This is a genomic window from Alkaliphilus crotonatoxidans (assembly GCF_054658015.1).
In genome coordinates, this window is sequence record NZ_BAAHXS010000004.1 from 527,162 (window position 1) to 545,584 (window position 18,423).

18 protein-coding genes and 2 riboswitches are annotated in these 18,423 nt (G+C 42.0%); of the genes, 4 read left to right on the plus strand and 14 right to left on the minus strand.

What is annotated here, in order from left to right:
* The first annotated feature begins 51 nt into the window (after nucleotides 1-51).
* On the plus strand, nucleotides 52-1,452 hold the full coding sequence (gene argH / locus ACYQ1I_RS05065; protein WP_459763002.1) for an argininosuccinate lyase: 1,401 nt from the start codon (nucleotides 52-54) through the stop codon (nucleotides 1,450-1,452).
* A gap of 78 nt (nucleotides 1,453-1,530) precedes the next feature.
* Here argH and ACYQ1I_RS05070 read toward each other — a convergent pair whose 3' ends face one another.
* Both ACYQ1I_RS05070 and ACYQ1I_RS05075 read right to left on the minus strand, forming a co-directional pair.
* Nucleotides 1,531-3,165: an NAD(P)H-hydrate dehydratase gene (locus ACYQ1I_RS05070; RefSeq protein ID WP_459763004.1), complete on the minus strand. Its 1,635-nt coding sequence runs from the start codon at nucleotides 3,163-3,165 to the stop codon at nucleotides 1,531-1,533.
* Between the two features lie 41 nt (nucleotides 3,166-3,206).
* A complete protein-coding gene (locus tag ACYQ1I_RS05075; RefSeq protein WP_459763006.1) occupies nucleotides 3,207-3,704 on the minus strand; it encodes an SEC-C metal-binding domain-containing protein in 498 nt (165 codons plus the stop codon).
* Nucleotides 3,705-3,956: 252 nt separating this feature from the next.
* Between ACYQ1I_RS05075 and ACYQ1I_RS05080 the strand changes: the two genes are divergently transcribed.
* A complete protein-coding gene (locus tag ACYQ1I_RS05080; RefSeq protein WP_459763008.1) occupies nucleotides 3,957-4,331 on the plus strand; it encodes a class II SORL domain-containing protein in 375 nt (124 codons plus the stop codon).
* Between the two features lie 73 nt (nucleotides 4,332-4,404).
* Here the strand turns inward: ACYQ1I_RS05080 and ACYQ1I_RS05085 are convergent, their stop codons facing one another.
* The 6 genes from ACYQ1I_RS05085 to ACYQ1I_RS05110 all read right to left on the minus strand — a co-directional run bounded on the left by ACYQ1I_RS05085 (nucleotide 4,405) and on the right by ACYQ1I_RS05110 (nucleotide 9,739).
* The gene (locus tag ACYQ1I_RS05085) at nucleotides 4,405-5,076 is read right to left on the minus strand and encodes a methionine ABC transporter permease (protein ID WP_459763010.1); all 672 of its coding nucleotides are present in this window, start codon (nucleotides 5,074-5,076) and stop codon (nucleotides 4,405-4,407) included.
* Nucleotide 5,077: 1 nt separating this feature from the next.
* Complete coding sequence (locus tag ACYQ1I_RS05090) at nucleotides 5,078-6,088, minus strand: methionine ABC transporter ATP-binding protein (protein ID WP_459763012.1); 1,011 nt, start codon at nucleotides 6,086-6,088, stop codon at nucleotides 5,078-5,080.
* A 28-nt stretch (nucleotides 6,089-6,116) separates the two neighbouring features.
* On the minus strand, nucleotides 6,117-6,929 hold the full coding sequence (locus ACYQ1I_RS05095) for a MetQ/NlpA family ABC transporter substrate-binding protein (protein WP_459763014.1): 813 nt from the start codon (nucleotides 6,927-6,929) through the stop codon (nucleotides 6,117-6,119).
* Nucleotides 6,930-7,076: 147 nt separating this feature from the next.
* Nucleotides 7,077-7,186, minus strand: a riboswitch (SAM riboswitch).
* A 118-nt stretch (nucleotides 7,187-7,304) separates the two neighbouring features.
* On the minus strand, nucleotides 7,305-7,520 hold the full coding sequence (locus tag ACYQ1I_RS05100; protein ID WP_459763016.1) for a helix-turn-helix transcriptional regulator: 216 nt from the start codon (nucleotides 7,518-7,520) through the stop codon (nucleotides 7,305-7,307).
* A gap of 265 nt (nucleotides 7,521-7,785) precedes the next feature.
* On the minus strand, nucleotides 7,786-9,138 hold the full coding sequence (locus ACYQ1I_RS05105) for an MATE family efflux transporter (RefSeq protein WP_459763018.1): 1,353 nt from the start codon (nucleotides 9,136-9,138) through the stop codon (nucleotides 7,786-7,788).
* Nucleotides 9,139-9,292: 154 nt separating this feature from the next.
* Nucleotides 9,293-9,739 (minus strand): MarR family winged helix-turn-helix transcriptional regulator, encoded by a 447-nt coding sequence (locus ACYQ1I_RS05110; protein WP_459763020.1) that lies wholly within the window; start codon nucleotides 9,737-9,739, stop codon nucleotides 9,293-9,295.
* Nucleotides 9,740-9,946: 207 nt separating this feature from the next.
* Between ACYQ1I_RS05110 and ACYQ1I_RS05115 the strand changes: the two genes are divergently transcribed.
* Nucleotides 9,947-10,366: a hypothetical protein gene (locus ACYQ1I_RS05115; RefSeq protein ID WP_459763022.1), complete on the plus strand. Its 420-nt coding sequence runs from the start codon at nucleotides 9,947-9,949 to the stop codon at nucleotides 10,364-10,366.
* 2 nt (nucleotides 10,367-10,368) lie between these two features.
* On the plus strand, nucleotides 10,369-10,593 hold the full coding sequence (locus tag ACYQ1I_RS05120; protein WP_459763024.1) for a hypothetical protein: 225 nt from the start codon (nucleotides 10,369-10,371) through the stop codon (nucleotides 10,591-10,593).
* Nucleotides 10,594-11,065: 472 nt separating this feature from the next.
* Here the strand turns inward: ACYQ1I_RS05120 and ACYQ1I_RS05125 are convergent, their stop codons facing one another.
* The 6 genes from ACYQ1I_RS05125 to ACYQ1I_RS05150 all read right to left on the minus strand — a co-directional run bounded on the left by ACYQ1I_RS05125 (nucleotide 11,066) and on the right by ACYQ1I_RS05150 (nucleotide 18,172).
* Entirely contained in the window at nucleotides 11,066-11,239 is a 174-nt protein-coding gene (locus ACYQ1I_RS05125) for a hypothetical protein (protein ID WP_459763026.1), read from the minus strand.
* Between the two features lie 13 nt (nucleotides 11,240-11,252).
* The gene (locus ACYQ1I_RS05130) at nucleotides 11,253-12,578 is read right to left on the minus strand and encodes a helix-turn-helix domain-containing protein (protein ID WP_459763028.1); all 1,326 of its coding nucleotides are present in this window, start codon (nucleotides 12,576-12,578) and stop codon (nucleotides 11,253-11,255) included.
* A gap of 375 nt (nucleotides 12,579-12,953) precedes the next feature.
* The gene (cls, locus tag ACYQ1I_RS05135; protein ID WP_459763030.1) at nucleotides 12,954-14,393 is read right to left on the minus strand and encodes a cardiolipin synthase; all 1,440 of its coding nucleotides are present in this window, start codon (nucleotides 14,391-14,393) and stop codon (nucleotides 12,954-12,956) included.
* 29 nt (nucleotides 14,394-14,422) lie between these two features.
* A complete protein-coding gene (locus tag ACYQ1I_RS05140) occupies nucleotides 14,423-15,640 on the minus strand; it encodes a patatin-like phospholipase family protein (RefSeq protein WP_459763031.1) in 1,218 nt (405 codons plus the stop codon).
* A gap of 218 nt (nucleotides 15,641-15,858) precedes the next feature.
* Entirely contained in the window at nucleotides 15,859-16,998 is a 1,140-nt protein-coding gene (locus ACYQ1I_RS05145) for a trans-sulfuration enzyme family protein (protein WP_459763033.1), read from the minus strand.
* A 4-nt stretch (nucleotides 16,999-17,002) separates the two neighbouring features.
* Nucleotides 17,003-18,172 (minus strand): trans-sulfuration enzyme family protein, encoded by a 1,170-nt coding sequence (locus ACYQ1I_RS05150; protein ID WP_459763035.1) that lies wholly within the window; start codon nucleotides 18,170-18,172, stop codon nucleotides 17,003-17,005.
* A gap of 42 nt (nucleotides 18,173-18,214) precedes the next feature.
* Nucleotides 18,215-18,318: riboswitch (SAM riboswitch) on the minus strand.
* Between the last annotated feature and the right edge of the window lie 105 nt (nucleotides 18,319-18,423).

The following is an 18,423-nucleotide window of genomic DNA, read 5'->3' on the forward strand; positions in this document are numbered from 1 at the left end:
ACTATCGATATGAATTTAATGTATATTTATACAACACAAGGAGGCTTCAACATGAAACAATTTAGTGAAAAGGCCCTATGGAGCGGCCGCTTTTCTGACTCTCCTGCTGAAATTATGCTTCAATTCAGCCAATCACTAGACATGGATTGGCGCTTTTACCACCACGATATTAAGGGCAGCAGAGCCCATGCCAAAATGCTCCATAAGATAGGGATTTTGTCTGAATCTGAGCTGGAAGCCCTGTTGTCCGGCCTGTCTGAAGTTGAGCAGGAAATTGTATCGGGCGCCTTTGTCCCTAAAATCTCCCTTGAGGATGTTCATATGAACATTGAATCGAGATTAATCGAAAAGCTGGGTCCCCTTGGGGCCAAAATTCATACGGGCCGTTCCAGAAATGATCAGGTGGCTGTGGATTATCGGCTTTATATGAAGGAGGTTATTAGGGAGGTACAGGGTAAGCTGTTGAAATTCATGGAGGTGCTGATTGAAAGGGCCCAGGCGGATTTGGATGTAATTATACCAGGCTTTACCCATCTACAGCATGCCCAGCCCATTTCATTGGGCCATTATTGGATGGCTTATTTCTGGAAATTTTCTCGTGATTACAAGCGTTTTGAGGCGTCCTTTCAAACTACCAACGTAAATCCCTTGGGAGCCGGCGCCCTGGCAGGGTCAACCCTTCCTTTAGATCGTGACTACACAAAAAACCTGCTGGGCTTTGAGGCCAACACTGAAAATAGCCTTGATACGGTTTCTGACCGGGACTATTTGATGGAATTTCTGTTTGCTGCCTCTACCCTATTATTAAATACCAGCCGCCTTAGCGAGGATTTAATTATCTGGTGTACCTCTGAATTTGATTTTATTGAGCCTCCTGACGCTTTTTGTACCGGCTCTAGCATGATGCCCAATAAGAAAAACCCTGACGCCCTGGAGCTGACCCGGGGGAAAACCAGTGGGGTAATCAGCGGCCTTTTTGATTTGATGGCCAATATCAAAGGCCTTCCCCTTACCTACAACCGTGATTTACAGGAGGATAAACGGCCGGTATTCCAAGCTATTGAAAGCGTCAGCATGGTTCTTGAGGTTTTAACCCCCCTTATTAAGGGAATTCGACCCAAGGAGGATAAAATCGCCCCCCATCTGGAAAAGGGCTTTCTACTGGCTACCGATGTGGCAGAATATTTGGTCAGTAAGGGGGTTCCCTTCCGGGAAACCCATGAAATTGTAGGGAATATTGTTCAGCATTGTATAAGGGAAGGAAAAACCCTGGAACACTTGACCCTGGAGGAGTGGCGACAATTTCAGCCTGTTTTTGAGGCAGATATACTTGAGATTCTGACCCCCAGGGCCGCCGTCGATCGGCGAGCCACCTTTGGCGGTACCGCCCGCAGTGAGGTTACCAGGCAAATTGAAGCAGGAAAAATGCTGGTGGCAGGCTATCAAAAATAGCTCTGGAGCCATTTCTTTCTTAAAAAATCTTTAAAAAACCAGTACCCTATAGCTTAAAGGTACTGGTTTTTGTATGCACTAAATACTACCGTTTAATGCTTTGATAGCTAGAGGAAGCTGATCAATTAGGTCGCCGGCAATCATTCCAGCCTCACCTAGCCTGTCAGCTGCCAAATCCCCCGCCCTTCCATGGAGCCATACGGCCCCCTGGGCTGCCTCAAGGGCAGTAACCCCCTGGGCAATCAAGCCGACAATCATCCCCGTTAATACGTCGCCGCTGCCGGCAGTGGCCATGCCCGGGTTCCCCGTAGTATTAATGTAAATCTTGCCATCGGGGGCGGCCACTATCGTTCTGGCTCCCTTCAATACCAATATTACCTGCCATTTTTGGACAAAGTCCCTGGCCACGTCAATAGGCTGCCCCTTGATCACCTCCATTGGTAACTGGCTAAGGCGGCTGAATTCCATAGGATGGGGAGTTAAAACAACAGGACAATTGGCTGTCTTCAGCATTGAGACCTTTTTTGCCAGGGCATTAAGGCCATCGGCATCAATCACAACCGGCATCTGACTTTTTTCCAGTACATTTCTCAATAGATCCTGTAGCTCCTCCCTTTGGCCACATCCCGGCCCCAGGGCAACGACTTTACTTTTTTGCATCAGCTCCAGAATTTTATCAATGTCTGCGATTCCCAAAAAACCTTTTTTTGATTCCCTAAGAGGTACCGTAATGGCCTCTGCCACCATAGTGGCTACAATACCACAGAGGCTTTCAGGAACCCCCAGGCGAATCAGACCTGCACCCGTTCGCAGGGCCGATCTGGCTGACAGGGCTGCCGCTCCCGTCATGCCCAGGGAGCCGGCAATAATCAAGCCGCTGCCATAGGTTCCCTTATGGGTATCTGCCTCCCGGGGCCTCGAAAAGATGCTCAGATTACCCATGTCAATTAACTCATGCTGATAGGTAAACTGGTCAATGGCTTCTCTGGGTATGCCTATATCCTTTACCACCAGCCTGCCCCCGAAGGCGGCCCCAGGATACATGATGTTTCCCAGCTTTGGAAGCTGAAAGGTAACGGTTTTTTCTGCTCTGACGGCCACCTCTTGTATTTGTCCATCCGCTGCCCTGACTCCCGAAGGAATGTCTACAGAAACTACAGGCTTTCCCGAAGCATTCATTATCTCAATCAATTGTTTCAGTACTGGCTTAAGGCCCCCCTTTAAGCCTGTCCCCAGGAGGGCATCCACCAGCAGACTGCTCTGTTTCAGTTTATTAATCATTTCAGGCCATTGAGTGTCCTGGCTTATAACGGTAATAGCGATGGGAAGCTGTTTTATTATCTCTAAATGGACCTTGGCATCTCCCTTAATGGTATCCAGTGGAACACTGCAAATCACCTCTACCTTGTAGCCCCGATTATACAGCTCCCTGCCGATGACAAAGCCGTCACCACCGTTGTTGCCACCACCACATAAAATAATAACGGGCCCCTTTTCTTTATGGGTTTTTACTATTTCCTCTACTACTACTAGTCCCGCCCGCTCCATCAATAGTATACCGGGCATTTGATAAACCTCCATGGCAAGTCTGTCCAGCTGCTTCATTTCTTCTTCCTTCAATACATATTGCTTCACTGCCGTCACCCCCGCCTTCTTAATTAAACCCACCATAATTAATTTTACTCTGACTAACAATATTTTACACTTAATCAAGATAAAATAAAACTGTTGAGGCTCCCCCAACAGCTTTCATTTTATCGACCGCAGCATTTTTTATATTTTTTACCGCTTCCACAGGTACAGGGGTCATTTCTTCCTATCTTTTCACCCTTTACCACCGTTTTTGAGCTGCTATATTCCTTTTTAATTTCCCTTCTTCTTTCTTCGGTTAAGATTTCATTCCACTGTGGCAAGGTATATAGCCATTCTGCCTGGGCCGCCAGCATATTGTAATATAGCTTTTCATAATCTATGTTGAGTTCAATGGCTGTATCTTCGGTAAGGGCCTCTAAATCCAGGGGACTTACCAGGCTGTCATTAATTCCGTCAAGGAAGCCCATAAAATAAACTATCGTTACCTCAAATCGCTCCGCCAGTTCCTTTAGGGTTCCTTCGGTTTTAATATCCCGATAGGTTAAAAGGGCCTCGTAAATACCCTTTTCAATATCACAATATTCCTTCCAAAAAGCCTGGGTAGAAGCCTCATCCTTCTCTGTAAAGGCTAATTCTTTCCACTCTTCATGTATACTCATCTTAACGACTCCTCTTCACTGTTATTTTCCCCAATATTATAATATAAACCCTGGTATGATGCAATCCTATTATGTACCTAATCTTTCCTTTTTTATATTAAGTTCACCACTAATAACCCTGCCTTAAATAAGCACAAAATCCTACTGTAGCCGCAAATATTTAAGTCAGGAAAAAAGTTGTTATATTTTTTGTTTTTTGGTTATAAATAGACTTGTAAGCCATTTTGTTATATTATAAAAGGAGGTCTTGTCATGAAAAGCTTAGGCGAATTTTTACAAACTGGTGATTGGAAAGGGGAAAAGCACGTTCCAGTTATTCACGCCCCTGAAAGGGTTCAGGCGGACGAAAAATTTGAATTAAAGGTGTCAATTGGTGATGCCATTGGACACCCCAACACCCTTGAGCATTACATTGCCTGGTTCAAGGTATTTTTCCACCCAGAAGGTGCCAAATTTCCTGTTGAAATTGCCAGCTTCCAATTTTCTGCCCACGGAGAGGGTGACAGCTTTACCGAGCCCGTTGGTTTAACGACTGTGAAATTAAAAAAATCTGGTACCTTCCATGCCGTCAGCTACTGTAATATCCACGGCCTGTGGGAAAATACCAAGGAAATCATTGTAGAATAATTACTAAATAGCAAAAGCCAGCCACCCCAGCTTTATACTGTAGGTGACTGGCTTTTTCATGAGTATTAAAGTATTAATCCCTTTTCAGCTTTGCAGCCAGTCGGTTACCAAAGGATTGTATTCCCTGAATCAATATAATTAAAATGATTACAGTGGTATACATGACGTCAACCTCATAACGAAGGTGCCCAAAGCGGTAGGCCAGATCCCCCAGTCCTCCGGCCCCCACCAGCCCTGCCATGGCGGTGGCACCAATTAAACCAATGACGGCAATGGTTAGGCCTAGAACAATAGAGGGCCTTGCCTCCCTTATCATCACATGCCAGATGATATCCTTGGTCTTGATCCCCATGGCCTCATAGGCCTCTAAAACTCCCTTATCTACCTCTAACAGGGCCGATTCCATCAATCGGGCAATATAGGGAGCCGTATAGACCACCAGGGGCACAATTACCCCCTTTACCCCAATGGAGGTACCTACCAATAGCTTTGTAAAGGGTATAATAAAGAACAGTAATATAATAAAGGGCAGTGAACGTATTACATTAATAACTGTGTTTAAAGTCAGGGCAATAGTCTTGTTTTCCAGCCGTTTCCCCTTTCTGGTAAGCACCAGCAGCACCCCAAGGGGCAGGCCGATCAGCACTGAAAACAACATGGCAATGAGAACCATTTGAAAGGTTTCTACGGTGGCCTTCCCGATCACCGCACCCCATCGATCATAAAACAGTGTAATTTTATCCATGTCAGCGCACCTCCTCTACTTTAATGCCGCCCCTTTTAAGATGGTCGACTGCTTTTCTAACTTCCCCTTCATTTCCCTCTAGCTTGACAATAAGCCTTCCATATTGGGAATCCTTCAATTGAAGAATGTTACCCGACAATATATTGGGAAAGACTTCGTATTGTTTGGCAACCTGGGCCAGAACAGGCTGCTCGGCGGCATTTCCCACAAAGGACAATAATACAGTTAACCCGTCGGCTTGCTCTTGGGCCAGGGCTTCCTTAGACAAAAATTCCGGGAACAGGCTATTGATGAACTTTTTAGTGGTTGGGTGCCTGGGGTCTCCGTAGATATCTAACACCTTTCCTTCCTCCACCACGACACCTTTTTCCATCACCGCCAACCGGTCACAAACCTTCTGTATCACATTCATTTCATGGGTAATCAATAGGATGGTGATACCAAACTGGCGGTTGATTTTTAACAGCAGCTCCAGGATGGATTCTGTGGTTTCGGGATCAAGGGCACTGGTGGCTTCATCACTCAATAATATTTCGGGCTCATGGGAAAGGGCCCGGGCAATGGCTACCCGTTGTTTTTGACCCCCAGAAAGCTGCGACGGGTAAGCATCTTTTTTCCCTTCAAGGCCCACTACTGATAAATACTTCATTACCCGTTTATCGATTTCTTCCCTTGGTACATCGGTCAATCTAAGGGGAATGGCAATGTTATCGTAGACACTGGCGGTCTTTAGCAGGTTAAAGTGCTGAAATATCATTCCTATCTTCCGACGTACCTCCCGGAGCTTCGCCGGAGCCAGGTTGGTAATGGGTACACCCTCTATATAGACCTCACCGGCGGTGGGCTTTTCCAGCAGGTTAACGCATCGAATCAAGGTACTTTTCCCTGCACCACTATGGCCGATAATTCCATAAATTTCCCCTTTTTGAACCTCCAATGACACATGATCCACTGCCTTCAGCTCCCCCCCTGGGGTAGGAAAAGCCTTTACGATATTCTCTAATTTGATCAAGGTGTATCAATCCTTTCCTTTAGGCCATTTACCAGGCAGGTACAACAGAGCCCTCAAACTGAACCTCAATAAATTCCTTTACTTCGTCAGATTGATAATATTGAAGCAGGGTTTTAATCACTTCATCGTCCTTGTTCTCTGTTCTTACAGCAACAATATTCACCCAGGGGGAATCATTTGGCTCAATATAAATCGAATCTGTTGTTGGTACAAAGCCATGTTCAATGGCAAAATTACTATTTATGGCCGCCGCCGCCAGTTCATTTAATTGTCTTGGAATTTGCGAGGCCTCCAGCTCTATAAAATCTAAACCACGGGGGTTTTCTGTAATATCATTGACCGTTGCGGCAACCCCAACACCTTCCTTCAGTTTAATCAGGCCTGCGCTTTCAAATAATATTAAAGCCCTGGCACCATTGGTTGGGTCATTGGGCAGCCCCACCTTGTCGCCTTCCTTTAATTCAGAAACATCCTTTATTTTATCTGAGTAGATTCCCATGGGGAAATTAACGGTATACCCAACCTCAATCAGGTCTAGGCCACGATCTTCCTTAAATTTATCTAAATAGGGCTTATGCTGAAAAATGTTAACATCCAGTTCTCCCTCTGACAGGGCGATATTGGGCATAACATACTCCGTAAATACCTTAAGCTCTATTTTAAGGCCATCTGCGGCGGCCAGCTCCTTAACCTTTTCCATAATCTGCTCGTGGGGGCCAGCGCTTACACCAATAACCAGCTTTTCTGTACTAAGGGGCTTACTATCTGCTGTTTTGCTACCGCAGCCCACCAGGGAAACTAATAAAAAGACCGTTAAACCTAAGATTACCATTTTTTTCATTTCAATCTCTCCTTTACTTTAATTAGCTAATTGATTATTGTTCTAAAGCATTTTAATTGAACTAATATACGATTGTCCTGTCCCCCCTTTTTTGAACAATAAAAAAACTCTCTGAAAAGACAGAGAGACAAAATTAAAATATTGGCTCTCTTATCTTTCGAAACATTTGTTTCGCAGGAATTAGCACCTTTACTTAATTACTTAAGTACGGTTGCCGGGTTTCATCGGGCCAGTCCCTCCACCTCTCTGGATAAGAGTTGTTATTATTCGATTATGATAATTGTATACTTAAAACATATACGTATTGTATTATATTTAATATACTTAGTCAATAACATTTTTATGTTATTTTTCTTTTAACAACCTCCCTTAGCATTAAATTCGTTCTCCGTTGTCATAGATAAAAAACCCCTCAAACCGACATCCCAACAGCTGGGCAATTCGCTGAAGCTCCTTTTCTGAAAAGTTATCACGAGATAATTTGTTTGAAAGATTTTGACTGGAGGTATTCAGTAAGTTTGCCAGCTCGGTTATGGTTATTTTTTCTCTTTTAATTAGTATACGCAATTTCTCTCCCATGGTTAACGACATTAATTTTCACCACCTTACTGCCATTTCTAGCAAACATTCATCTAGCTTACGAAATTTTCTTATTGATTCTACTATATCCTTTTAGATGAAAGGCTACAATAGGCGCATGAAACCATTTCGTTTAGTTTCGACAAAATAATCCTTGACAACCATCGAGGAATGGATTAAGTGCCCCCTGGTGAAGCCTTTGTCCGCTAAAAATACAGAAGGTGATTATTAAGTTTTAGGGTTAGAAAGGGTATGTTTCAAGGTGCGAGAAGCTCTGTTAATAAGAATACTTTTCGCTAACAGAAATACGCTGCCACTTTTTGGTTCGGTATTCTGCATAGGAAATAATCAAGTTTACGAGCCAACCAACAGGAACTGCATACCACACCATGGCGATACCAAAACGGGGTGCCATGATCACTGCAACGCTAACACGAACAGTCAGGTTCGCCAAGTTGGCAATAGTGAACATTTTCATGTCGCCGGCACCTCGCAATATGCCATCGGTAACCATCTTTAGCCCAATTAAAATAAAAAACCAACCCATAAATTTTAGAAAATTTGTTCCTGTCTGAAGGGCAAGCTGAGTACCGTCACTTCCTAAAAACAGAGAGATAATGGGACGATAAAAGCTTTCTAGGATAATGCAAATTAAAACTGCAAAAAACGCAACGATGCAGCTCCCCATTTGAAGGCCTTGATGCACCCGTTTATCGTTTCCTGCCCCCATGTTTTGCGCTGTATAGGCTGAAATAGCATTTCCCATTGCCGCCATTGGTACAATACAGATGCTTTCTACACGCATGGCAGCTGAAAAGCCTGCCAGCATTTCCTTACCAAAGCTATTGACAACAGACTGAACAAGCATCATACCAATGGAAACCGTTGACTGCTGCAAAATTGAAGGAAATGCGATATTCGTCATGTTTTTTAATTCTTTCCAGTTTAAAAGCTGCAATTTTTTGATGGGATACGCCTTCATTTCCCTACTGAATAATACAAAGGAGATGATTGCAGATATGCCTTGGGCTATTAAGGTTGCCCAGGCCACACCCGCTACCCCCATATGCATAGAACGTACCATGTAAACGTCCAGAACAACGTTCAATACAGATGAAAAAATCAGCAGGTATAGAGGAATACGGGAGCGGCCAATGGCATTGAACATGGCGGAAAGTACATTATACATAAACAGGAAGGGAAGCCCCAGGAAATAGATGGCCAGATATTCCGTTGCCATATCTAAAATGCTTTCCGGCGTATTTAGAAGCCGCATAATCTGTTCTCCGGCAAAAAATCCAATAATACCCAAAATAATACTCATGACGAGGAAGGAAAGTAGGGCGGTGTAGACCGATTCCTTCATTCGCTTGTATTCCCTTGCTCCGAAATAACGGCTGACTATTACCGAAGCCCCTACACCGCCTCCGATGGCAATACATATAAACACGTTTGTTAAAGAGTAAGAAGCCCCTACGGCGGCCAGGGCATCTTCGCTGACAAAACGGCCTACTAATACAGAGTCAGCCATCGTATAGAATTGTTGAAATAGATTACCAATAATCATTGGAATTGCAAAAACTAATAAAGCCTTCAGTGGTTTTTCATTTATTAAGTATTCTTTGTTCATGATAATCCTCTTTTCGATGCTAGTCCCCATCGCAAAATTCCAGTTATCCCCAGTTAGATTTCCACAGGAAATAACTCAACGCATCACTGCGATAAGGTAGTAGTAGTTTAGTAATAATAAAAATGTATATATGCTATACATTATGGATAAAAAATTATCCTCCCTTCAAGGATGCTTGAAAGCGAAGAAGAAAATGGTGTAAAAACTCTAGTTGTTCTTCCCTCGCCTCAGTCAGAATCTTAGAGATTAAGGCAGTAAACTCTTCATGGGCATTTTTATGGTTGTATGAAGCAACCTTTCCCTTTTCGGTTAACCGCAAGACAACCTTTCGATCATTACCAAGACAGGCTTCCTTGACAATCATTTCCTTTCGTTCCAGCCGCTTTGCCGTTTGAGAGGCGGCCCCTCGGGTGACACCCATCATTCGGGCAATTCCAGAAATATGCATACCAGGATTTTCTTCGATACATTGTAGCATATGGATTTCTGAATGATAAAGTTCAACGTCGGTGCCAAAGTTCCGTGCCTGGCTGTCTTTTTCATAAAATTCGCTAATTACATTGATCAAAAGTTCACAGATTTTTATCATATTCTTTTCCATAAGGATATTGTATAGCTAATATACATTATTGTCAATCAATGGCTATCTGTTAAGAAGCCCGTTGCTGAGAATCAGGCTTTTTTCATATAATTTTAAAGTAATTATTTTTAATCTGATAATAAATACCCCTATCGTTGTTAATAATAAATGTACTATCTGTACAATTTGTACATATTATGTTAATATGGAGGTGAAAGGAGAATGTCTATGTTAATTGAACGAAATTTATCAGATGCAAGAAAAACTTTTTCATCTTTGTATGATGAAGTTTTTAATGCTTTTAAGCCTACTATTATTAATCGTAAGAAAACCGAGGAAGTTCTTTTACTACGACTAGATATGCAAAAAATAATACTCTCTCATTTTTCATTAAAACCCGAGATTATTGTTGAGGACGATGGTTCCACTACCTTAATTATTGATAAACTAGAAATCTATGCAAATGCCAATACCCAGGAAGAAGCTATTAATGAGCTAATTATTGATTTAAAGCAGTATGCAGAGGATTACTTTCAGCGATCTCAGCTATTTTTTCATTCGCCTAACCGCCGTGATCATTTTCCTTTTGTTTTGAGAGTCATGCTATGCGATAATGATGATGAGATCAGGGAATTACTGGAGCTATAGCTTTGCCGCCTAAATTCAAAGACCTAAAAAAGTACTGTGATAAAAACGGTTGGGTAATGATTCGTAATTCAGACCATTGGTATTATGAAAAAGTGTTAATGGATGGCACCGTTCTTCAAACAAAGATCAGCCATGCCACCCATAAGGAAATACCAATTAATGTATGGCGTTTTATATTAAAAAATCAATTAAAAATTACTGAAAAGGAATTTTGGAACAGTTTATAAGCTGATACAGTGCTATGTTACCTGCATTTTATAAAAAAAGGAAACACCTGTGTTTTAAGTACACAGATGTTTCCTTTTAAAAATTAATTATATCATTACTGCCCAATTCGATGATTCCTAAAATATAAATAAAAACATTGACTTCCTACTCCTAAGTTTTATATCTGCCGAGTTATTCAGTTGTAGGGTTAGGGTCAGAAAGTGTAGTTATGGGATTATTACTACTCCCCGTAAAACCCATCGTATATTCGCCTGACACAAAGGCTTGAGTAATTGCCAACTGTCCACAAATAACTAAACAGCAGATTAATACCGTAAGTTTTTTTATCAAAATAATTTCCCCTTTTCTATCGTTTTTAATTTTATTTATCTACCTATTGTTAGAGGTTCCCTAACTCTAGTACAATTCATCTATAGAATATATTAAAAGGTAAATATATAGGTTTCGTATTAAAATCCTAATGAATTATATTTAATCAATCATTGGATTTGGATCAGAATAAGTGGTTACAGGATTAGATATAGCAAATAATGGCGACTCAAAGGTAGTGCTATTACTAGGCGAAATTCTACTTTCTACTAACATCAATTGACTTAAAAACAATGTAAATATTATAAACGTAATAAGTTTCTTTCCTATTTTCACTTAACCTTCCCCCTTATAAAATATATTTACTTTTTTGCTGTAGTGAGCTATCTATATATCCTAAACACTTTTCATAATCCTGCTCTTTACAATAAATTTTCATATAGTACAAATGTATTTCGTCCATCTTTTCTTTCATACCATGTTGCTCTATATATTCCTTTAATAAACCCAGCTTCCTTTCTGCCGCACCATAATTATTAGCACTTATCTCCATTTGAACCTGTAATACAGTTAAATCTATTATTACATCAATTTTAGACACTTTCACTGCCATTTTTAGTCCTTCATCAATTAAATCATTAGCTTCTTTCATTCTTCCTAGTTTCCAGTATGCTCTTGCCCTTTTTACATAAAGATACGTTCCATCATTCGGGTCAGCTTCGTTAATGTAATTAAAAGCAGAATTAATATAATCTAGACTCTGTTGATACTTTCCACATCTTTGAGCAAGGTCTGCATAGTTTTCATATAATAAAAATAATAAAGCAGGTGTCAGTTTATCTGATTTTTTTAGTAGTTTGTCGTAAAGTTTTTGGGCTTTCTCGTAATTTTGAATATCTAGGTATGTATTAGCTTCCATTAAGAGAACTTCATATAAGTACCGGTCTTCACTTTTATAAAATGCTTTGAAATCAGTTATAACTCTTAAAGCCTTAGTATATCTTTTCAGTTTTCGATAGCATAATATTTTATTTCCATGAACAAATGTATTAATTTTATTAAAATTACTGACTTTATGTGCTTTAATGATTTTGTCAACTATCTCATAATATATTAACGCTTGCTCTGGTAAGTTTAACTGATAGTGGCAACTACCAATCATGTTATAAATTGAAGTTATTTTGTCGAAATTACTTCTGTGTAAATGATAGCCAACAGAATCAAAATAATCTGCTAATGCCTTATTATATTCATAAGTCCTATAGTAAAATCCTCCCCTTGCCTCATGTAGCTCGGCTATCATTTCTTCCAGCTTCCATTCCTTCGCAAAATCTATTAGTTTTTGGAAACTTTGATAAACCTGGCCCTCTGTACCCGGTGTAGGATTTTCCAGCAATTGCTGCATTTCATCCAGTTTTTCTCGAATAATTCGCTGGGCCTGTTGAACCTCTGATTCCATCAATAAATCTGGTGTAATTTCCGCTCCCAGGTTGACGTAATATTTGTTTAACTCTGTGGCAATGATTTTAGCTGTTCTATAGGTCAGGTTTCTCTTATTGTTTTCAATCATGCTGATTAAGCTTCTGGTGATTTCATCGTTTGAAATATCATCTTGCTTTAAGCCGATGTCGGTTCGTAGCTTTTTGATTTTTTCCCCCGTGCTGACTATATTCATTGGTTTACCCTTCCCCCCTTAGATATTATCAGAAAAGTAAAAATATTACTTCTAAGGCTAGTTTAACCATATTTATACAATTTGTCAATATATATTGTGACTGTATGATATTCCTTGATACGAGTAAATACCTTTAAATATCTAGTTTTGATTAACTTAATATGAAATGTCAGGGTAATATATTTTTAGCTGTTGGCTTCACCGTTTCACGTATGTAACAATATTAATTATATTTTAACTTCAATTTTACTATTCAGGAAAATGTCAGCCCAAACAGAGGGGTTCATACAACAAATCAAAGAAAAATAATAAGGTAAAGCTCCCAATCTTATAAAATAATAGATGGGAGCTTTTGATTATATTGATGAAACTTTGCTATAGAATTGGTGAAAACAGCCTTGCCAGGGATTCTTTAAAGCGATCCAGGGTAGGCCTTTTTTTGTAGGCCTCTAGGGTTACTTCGGTGCTATCATTAAAATCACGCTGAAAATCCTTTACTAGTCTTTGATTCACTTCTTTATCATAGATAAAGGCGTTGACCTCGAAATTTAAATGAAAGCTTCTAATATCCAGGTTGGCGGTTCCAATACTGGCAAAGTAATCGTCTGCCACCATCACCTTACCATGCACAAAGCCCTTCTGATATTGATGAATCTTGACCCCTGCCTCTAAAAGCTCGGTAAAGTGCGATTTAGAGGCCCAAAATACCGTATTGTGGTCGGGAATACTGGGTAACAGCAGCCTTACCTCTACCCCCCTGATGGCGGCTGTTTTTAGGGCCATTAAAATGCCCTCATCGGGAATTAGATAGGGGGTCATCATATAAACCCTGTTGGTAGCGGAATTAATCGCTGTAAAATAGGCCTGATGAATTGATTCCCATTGGGAATCGGGCCCACTGGAAGCAATTTGAATCAGCTGCTCGCCGCAATGACCCTGCTTGGGGAAATAGATGGGGTCGTCCAGCTCCTCCCCAGAAACAAAGTACCAATCCATTAAAAAAATGGCTTGTAGCACATAGACCGCCTCGCCCTGTATTTTTAAATGGGTATCTCGCCAAAAGCCCAGCCTTCGATTTTTTCCCAAATATTCATCGCCAATATTAAGGCCACCTAAAAAGCCGACCTTACCATCGATAATGATAATTTTTCGGTGGTTTCGATAGTTTAAACGGTGACCAAATAAGGGAATCGAAACGGGCAGAAAGGGATAAAGCTGTACGCCCGCCTCCCTTAAGGGGCCCAGGAAGCTTTCTCTTAACCGCCAGCATCCCACTGCATCGTAAATTAACCGTACCGTCAGGCCAGCCCGGGCCTGTTCAATCAAGGCCCCTTGAATTTGCCGACCAATTACACTGTCTTTAATAATAAAATACTCAATATGAATTGACTCCTTGGCGGCATAGATGGCCTCTATTATGGTACTAAAGGTTTCTTCTCCATTTTGTAAAATGGTGGCACTATTATTGACAGTAATGGGGGAATGGGTATTTTTCATCAATAGGGGAATCAGCTTCCCTCTGATATCATCAAAGGCCTCATGAAATAGATTGGAATAGGCGGTAAAGGATGCCTGCTCCTTTAGCAGGTTATCCATAATTTTATAGTCCTTCTTGGATTTTTTGATAAAGGTCTTCTTTTTCTTATGATTCTGACCTATATATAAATATATAAAGATTCCAACCCCCGGTAATAGAATCAGTACCATTAACCAGGCCACGGTTCTGGATGGACTTCTATTTTCCAACAGTATAACTATACTGATTAAAATTGTCATTATGCCGATAACGGCCGTTAAAGTATTGATCAGCGTCATCCTTTGTTTTCCTCCCCTTGGAACTCATCTTAAAGATTGATAAACTGCCCATGGCCTAACAATATTTTGATAACTTCCTTCAGCTGCTTTTCTTTATCTAATCTTAATAGAATTTCATTTAATATAAAGTTATTTTTAGGCCCCGACGACGATACGCCCTCTTGAAAGCTTGCCTTGGTAACCTTTTCGTTTAATTCCTCTGGCGTGTAAATGGTATAGGGATCAACTTTAAGCTGGCTTGCCATAGCCTCTAAAATTCCTTCCATTATTTCGCCATAGGTAGCCCCCTTTCCTGCATCTGTTAAATGGGCCAGCCGGGGGATCAATTCTTCCATTTTTAAACGACTTAAGGGCATCCACTGGGGTAGCCCCAGCAGGGTAGCCAGATCCATTATACAGTTTTCCTTCAGACCTAAAAAATACTGAAAGGCCTGTTCCTCATCAATGACGCCGTCAAGGTAATATTCTTTTCCTCGAAGGCTCCGCATTGCCTTCATGGTATCTAAATATCCGAGCTTTAAGTTTTGTCTTGCCCTTTCGGTGGTGAAATCAATCATACTTCCCAGGGGTTCCCTGGGGGTTATGTAAATAACCTCTAAATCGGGAAAGTCTATTTTTTTCACCCTGCCCCTGGCCAAAAGGCGAACTGCAACCACCTTTCGATAGCCCCGCTGGTAAAGCATATCAATGGGCAGATTATTATAAAAGCCCCCATCGAGGAACAGCTTTCCGTCAAGCTTTTTAGATTTAAAGATGGGAAGATAGGATGATGCAATAAGGTAATCACCCATTTTTCCCATGGGAACCTCTTCTTTAAAAATTTCCAATGGTTTTTTATCGCTTAAACAAACGGTTACAAAGCCAAAATCAAGCTTCGACTGACGCAGCCTTTCTTCCTTTACGTGCTTGTAGACCAGCTCCTTTAGGGGTCTGGTATCTAATCCATGGCCCTTTATAGCTCTTTTCAGCTCATCCAATAAAAGCTGGAGGTTGTTTGAATTAAGCTCGTAATCTGCAATGATCTCATAGATTCTGTCATCAATATCTAAAACATGGTTTGGGGTCATTTCATACCAGAGGTCATAGGCCAAATCAAAGTCATCCTGAATCATTAAGGCCCCGTTCAAGGCCCCCACAGAGGTTCCCGTAATGCCCTGAAACTCTATATTAAGCTCTCGAAAGGCCCGCCAGGCACCGATCTGATAGGCCCCCTTGGCACCGCCCCCCTCAAGGGTTAGTCCCAGCATTCTGCTCCCTCATTTCATAATTGTTTTCTTTATATTATACACGTCAATCCATTTTTTAGGCATCAATCTGATAAAAGTCCTAAATAAAAACCTTGCTTTGATAGAAATGAGCCTCGAAATCATCTCGAGGCTCAAGCTTTTGTTACCTGTATATCAATCATAGCATAATTATATAAGCGGTTCAATGACCTCGTTCCCTAATGACCAGGCTGCCCCATTTAGCTGGCGGTAAGGGCCTGCCCAATGTCCTCTATAATATCCTCCGTTGCCTCTAAGCCCAGGGAAACCCGAATTAAATCATTGGTAATTCCCAGCCTTCGTCTTTTTTCAGGGGGCATGGCTCCATGGGACATCTTAACTGGATACGATACAATGGTTTCGACTCCCCCCAGGCTGACAGCCACTGCCGCAATTTTCAGGCTCCGCAGAAACTTTCTAACATCTTTAGTGGATTTCAGCCTGAAGGACAATACCGCCCCAGGCCCATGGGCCTGGGAAAAATGAATTTCTCTGTCCTGGTGATGCTTAAGCCCAGGGTAATAGACCCTTTCCACATCAGGGTGATTTTCCAGCCATTGGGCCAGTTTCTGGGCACTTTGCTGTTGATAGTCCATTCGAACCTTGAGGGTTTTGATCCCCCTTAGCAGCAGCCAGCTGTCCTGGGGCCCCAGAATGGCACCAAAGCCCCCCTGTATTCGCTTTATTTCTCTGGCCAGGGCTACATCCTTCACCGTCGCCAAGCCCCCCACCACATCGCTGTGGCCCCCAATAAATTTTGTTGCGCTATGCACTACAATATCGGCCCCCAGCTTTAAGGGCTGTTGCAGATAGGGTGACAAAAAGGTGTTGTCTACTATTACCAATAGTCCATGGGCCTTCGCCAGCCTTGAGGCCGCCTTTAGATCAGTTATTTTCAGCAATGGGTTAGAGGGGGTTTCTAAATAAAGGGCCCTGGTATTTGGCTGAATACTGCCTTCTATTTCCTCAAGCCGCTGGGCATCAATAAAGGTGACTTCAATACCATGGTTTTTTAAAAAGGTGGTACAGGCCCGATAGGTGCCCCCATAAACATCCTGACATACCAGTAGGTGGTCCCCCTGATTGAAAATTGAAAGGACCGACGATATGGCCGCCATGCCCGATGCAAAGGCAAAGCCAAAGGCCCCTCCCTCCAATTGAGCGATGGTTTCTTCAAGGGCTGTACGGGTGGGGTTTTCAACCCTTGAATATTCAAACCTGCCAAAGTGTTCAATATCCTCTTGATGAAAGGTAGATACCTGGTAAATGGGAACCCCCAGGGCCCCTGTGGCAGCATCTTTACTATACTGGTTATGGATTAGTTTTGTTTCAAATTTCATCTTCTCACCCCATTACCCTTTCCAGCTCTCGAATTAAATCCTCTGGTGCTTCGATCCCCACCGACAGCCGCAGCAATTTGTCGGTAATTCCCTGGGCCTCTAAAATATCCCTTGGTATGGCGGCATGGGTTTGGGTTAAGGGGTAGGTAATCAGACTTTCTACACCCCCAAGGCTTTCTGCAAAGGCGATGAGCCTCACTCCATTCAGTATTTTCTTTACATGATCGACTGATTTAACCGAGAAGGAAAGCATGGCACCAAAGCCTGTGGCTTGCTTTTTTGAAATTTCATAGCCGGGATGGCTTTCCAGGCCTGGGTAATAGACCCTTTCCACATTTTTATGGTGAAGCAGCCATTGGGCAATTTTCATGGCATTGTGCTGCTGCCTTTCCATTCTGATTCCCAGGGTCTTGATTCCCCGTAAAAGAAGCCAGCTATCGAAGGGGGCCAGCACCCCACCGGTGGTCTTTTGTACCTCCCTTAACCGATCGGCCAGGGGGCCTCCTTCCTTTATGACAATAAAGCCGGCCAGGGTATCGTTATGGCCCCCTAAAAATTTAGTACCGCTGTGAAGTACAATGTCGGCCCCCAGGCTAAGGGGCTGCTGACAATAGGGGGTTAGAAAGGTGTTATCTACAATCATTAGCAGTCTATTGGCCCTGGCAATTTCAGCAATGCTGTTGATATCCGAAATCTTCATCATAGGGTTGGTAGGGGTTTCTATAAAGATGGCCCGGGTTTTCTCTGTCACCGCCCCTTCTACTTTTTTCAAACAGCTTGTATCAGCGTAGGTAAAGCTCAAACCCCTTTTTACGCCTAATTCCTTAAACAATCTGTAGGTGCCTCCATATAGGTCGTCTGAAACAATTAAATGATCACCTGGCTCAAAAACCTCCATTAAGGCCGCTACAGCCGCCATTCCTGTAGAAAAGCCATAGCCCTCTTGGCCTCCCTCTAGAACTGCAACTGCCTTTTCAGCCTGATGGCGAGTGGGGTTTTTTTCACGGGAATAATCAAAGCCTGTGGAATCGTTAAAGCCCCGATGTCTGAAGGTGGCACTCTGGTAAATGGGAAAGCTGATGGCACCGGTTTGTAAATCATAGCTTTCGTCACCATGGACAATTTTGGTATCTAAGCTGTAATTCATTTTTTCACCATTCCTTTCTTTTTTCAAAATAAAAAAAACCCCTTTAAGATTAAAGAGGTTTCGGTTCCTCTCTTATCTTTTGGCCTTCGCCACAGGAATTAGCACCGGGCGTATATTCATACGCTGGTTGCCGGGTTTCATCGGGCCAGTCCCTCCACCGCTCTTGATAAGAGTATTGATATCATGTTATTTTTATAAATTATAGAATATTTTGACATGGGTGTCAATAAATTTTATACAGAATATAGCAGCCCCACCAGAATCGGAAGGGCAGCTAT

Excerpts from the sequence above, each read along its gene's own strand:
- ACYQ1I_RS05085 (WP_459763010.1), bottom strand. The coding sequence starts at position 5,076 with ATGGATAAAATTACACTGTTTTATGATCGATGGGGTGCGGTGATCGGG.
- ACYQ1I_RS05110 (WP_459763020.1), bottom strand. The coding sequence starts at position 9,739 with ATGGAAAAGAATATGATAAAAATCTGTGAACTTTTGATCAATGTAATT.
- ACYQ1I_RS05130 (WP_459763028.1), bottom strand. The coding sequence starts at position 12,578 with ATGAATATAGTCAGCACGGGGGAAAAAATCAAAAAGCTACGAACCGAC.
- ACYQ1I_RS05115 (WP_459763022.1), top strand. The coding sequence starts at position 9,947 with ATGTTAATTGAACGAAATTTATCAGATGCAAGAAAAACTTTTTCATCT.
- cls (WP_459763030.1), bottom strand. The coding sequence starts at position 14,393 with ATGACGCTGATCAATACTTTAACGGCCGTTATCGGCATAATGACAATT.
- ACYQ1I_RS05105 (WP_459763018.1), bottom strand. The coding sequence starts at position 9,138 with ATGAACAAAGAATACTTAATAAATGAAAAACCACTGAAGGCTTTATTA.
- ACYQ1I_RS05100 (WP_459763016.1), bottom strand. The coding sequence starts at position 7,520 with ATGTCGTTAACCATGGGAGAGAAATTGCGTATACTAATTAAAAGAGAA.
- argH (WP_459763002.1), top strand. The coding sequence starts at position 52 with ATGAAACAATTTAGTGAAAAGGCCCTATGGAGCGGCCGCTTTTCTGAC.
- ACYQ1I_RS05075 (WP_459763006.1), bottom strand. The coding sequence starts at position 3,704 with ATGAGTATACATGAAGAGTGGAAAGAATTAGCCTTTACAGAGAAGGAT.
- ACYQ1I_RS05080 (WP_459763008.1), top strand. The coding sequence starts at position 3,957 with ATGAAAAGCTTAGGCGAATTTTTACAAACTGGTGATTGGAAAGGGGAA.
- ACYQ1I_RS05145 (WP_459763033.1), bottom strand. The coding sequence starts at position 16,998 with ATGAAATTTGAAACAAAACTAATCCATAACCAGTATAGTAAAGATGCT.
- ACYQ1I_RS05140 (WP_459763031.1), bottom strand. The coding sequence starts at position 15,640 with ATGCTGGGACTAACCCTTGAGGGGGGCGGTGCCAAGGGGGCCTATCAG.
- ACYQ1I_RS05095 (WP_459763014.1), bottom strand. The coding sequence starts at position 6,929 with ATGAAAAAAATGGTAATCTTAGGTTTAACGGTCTTTTTATTAGTTTCC.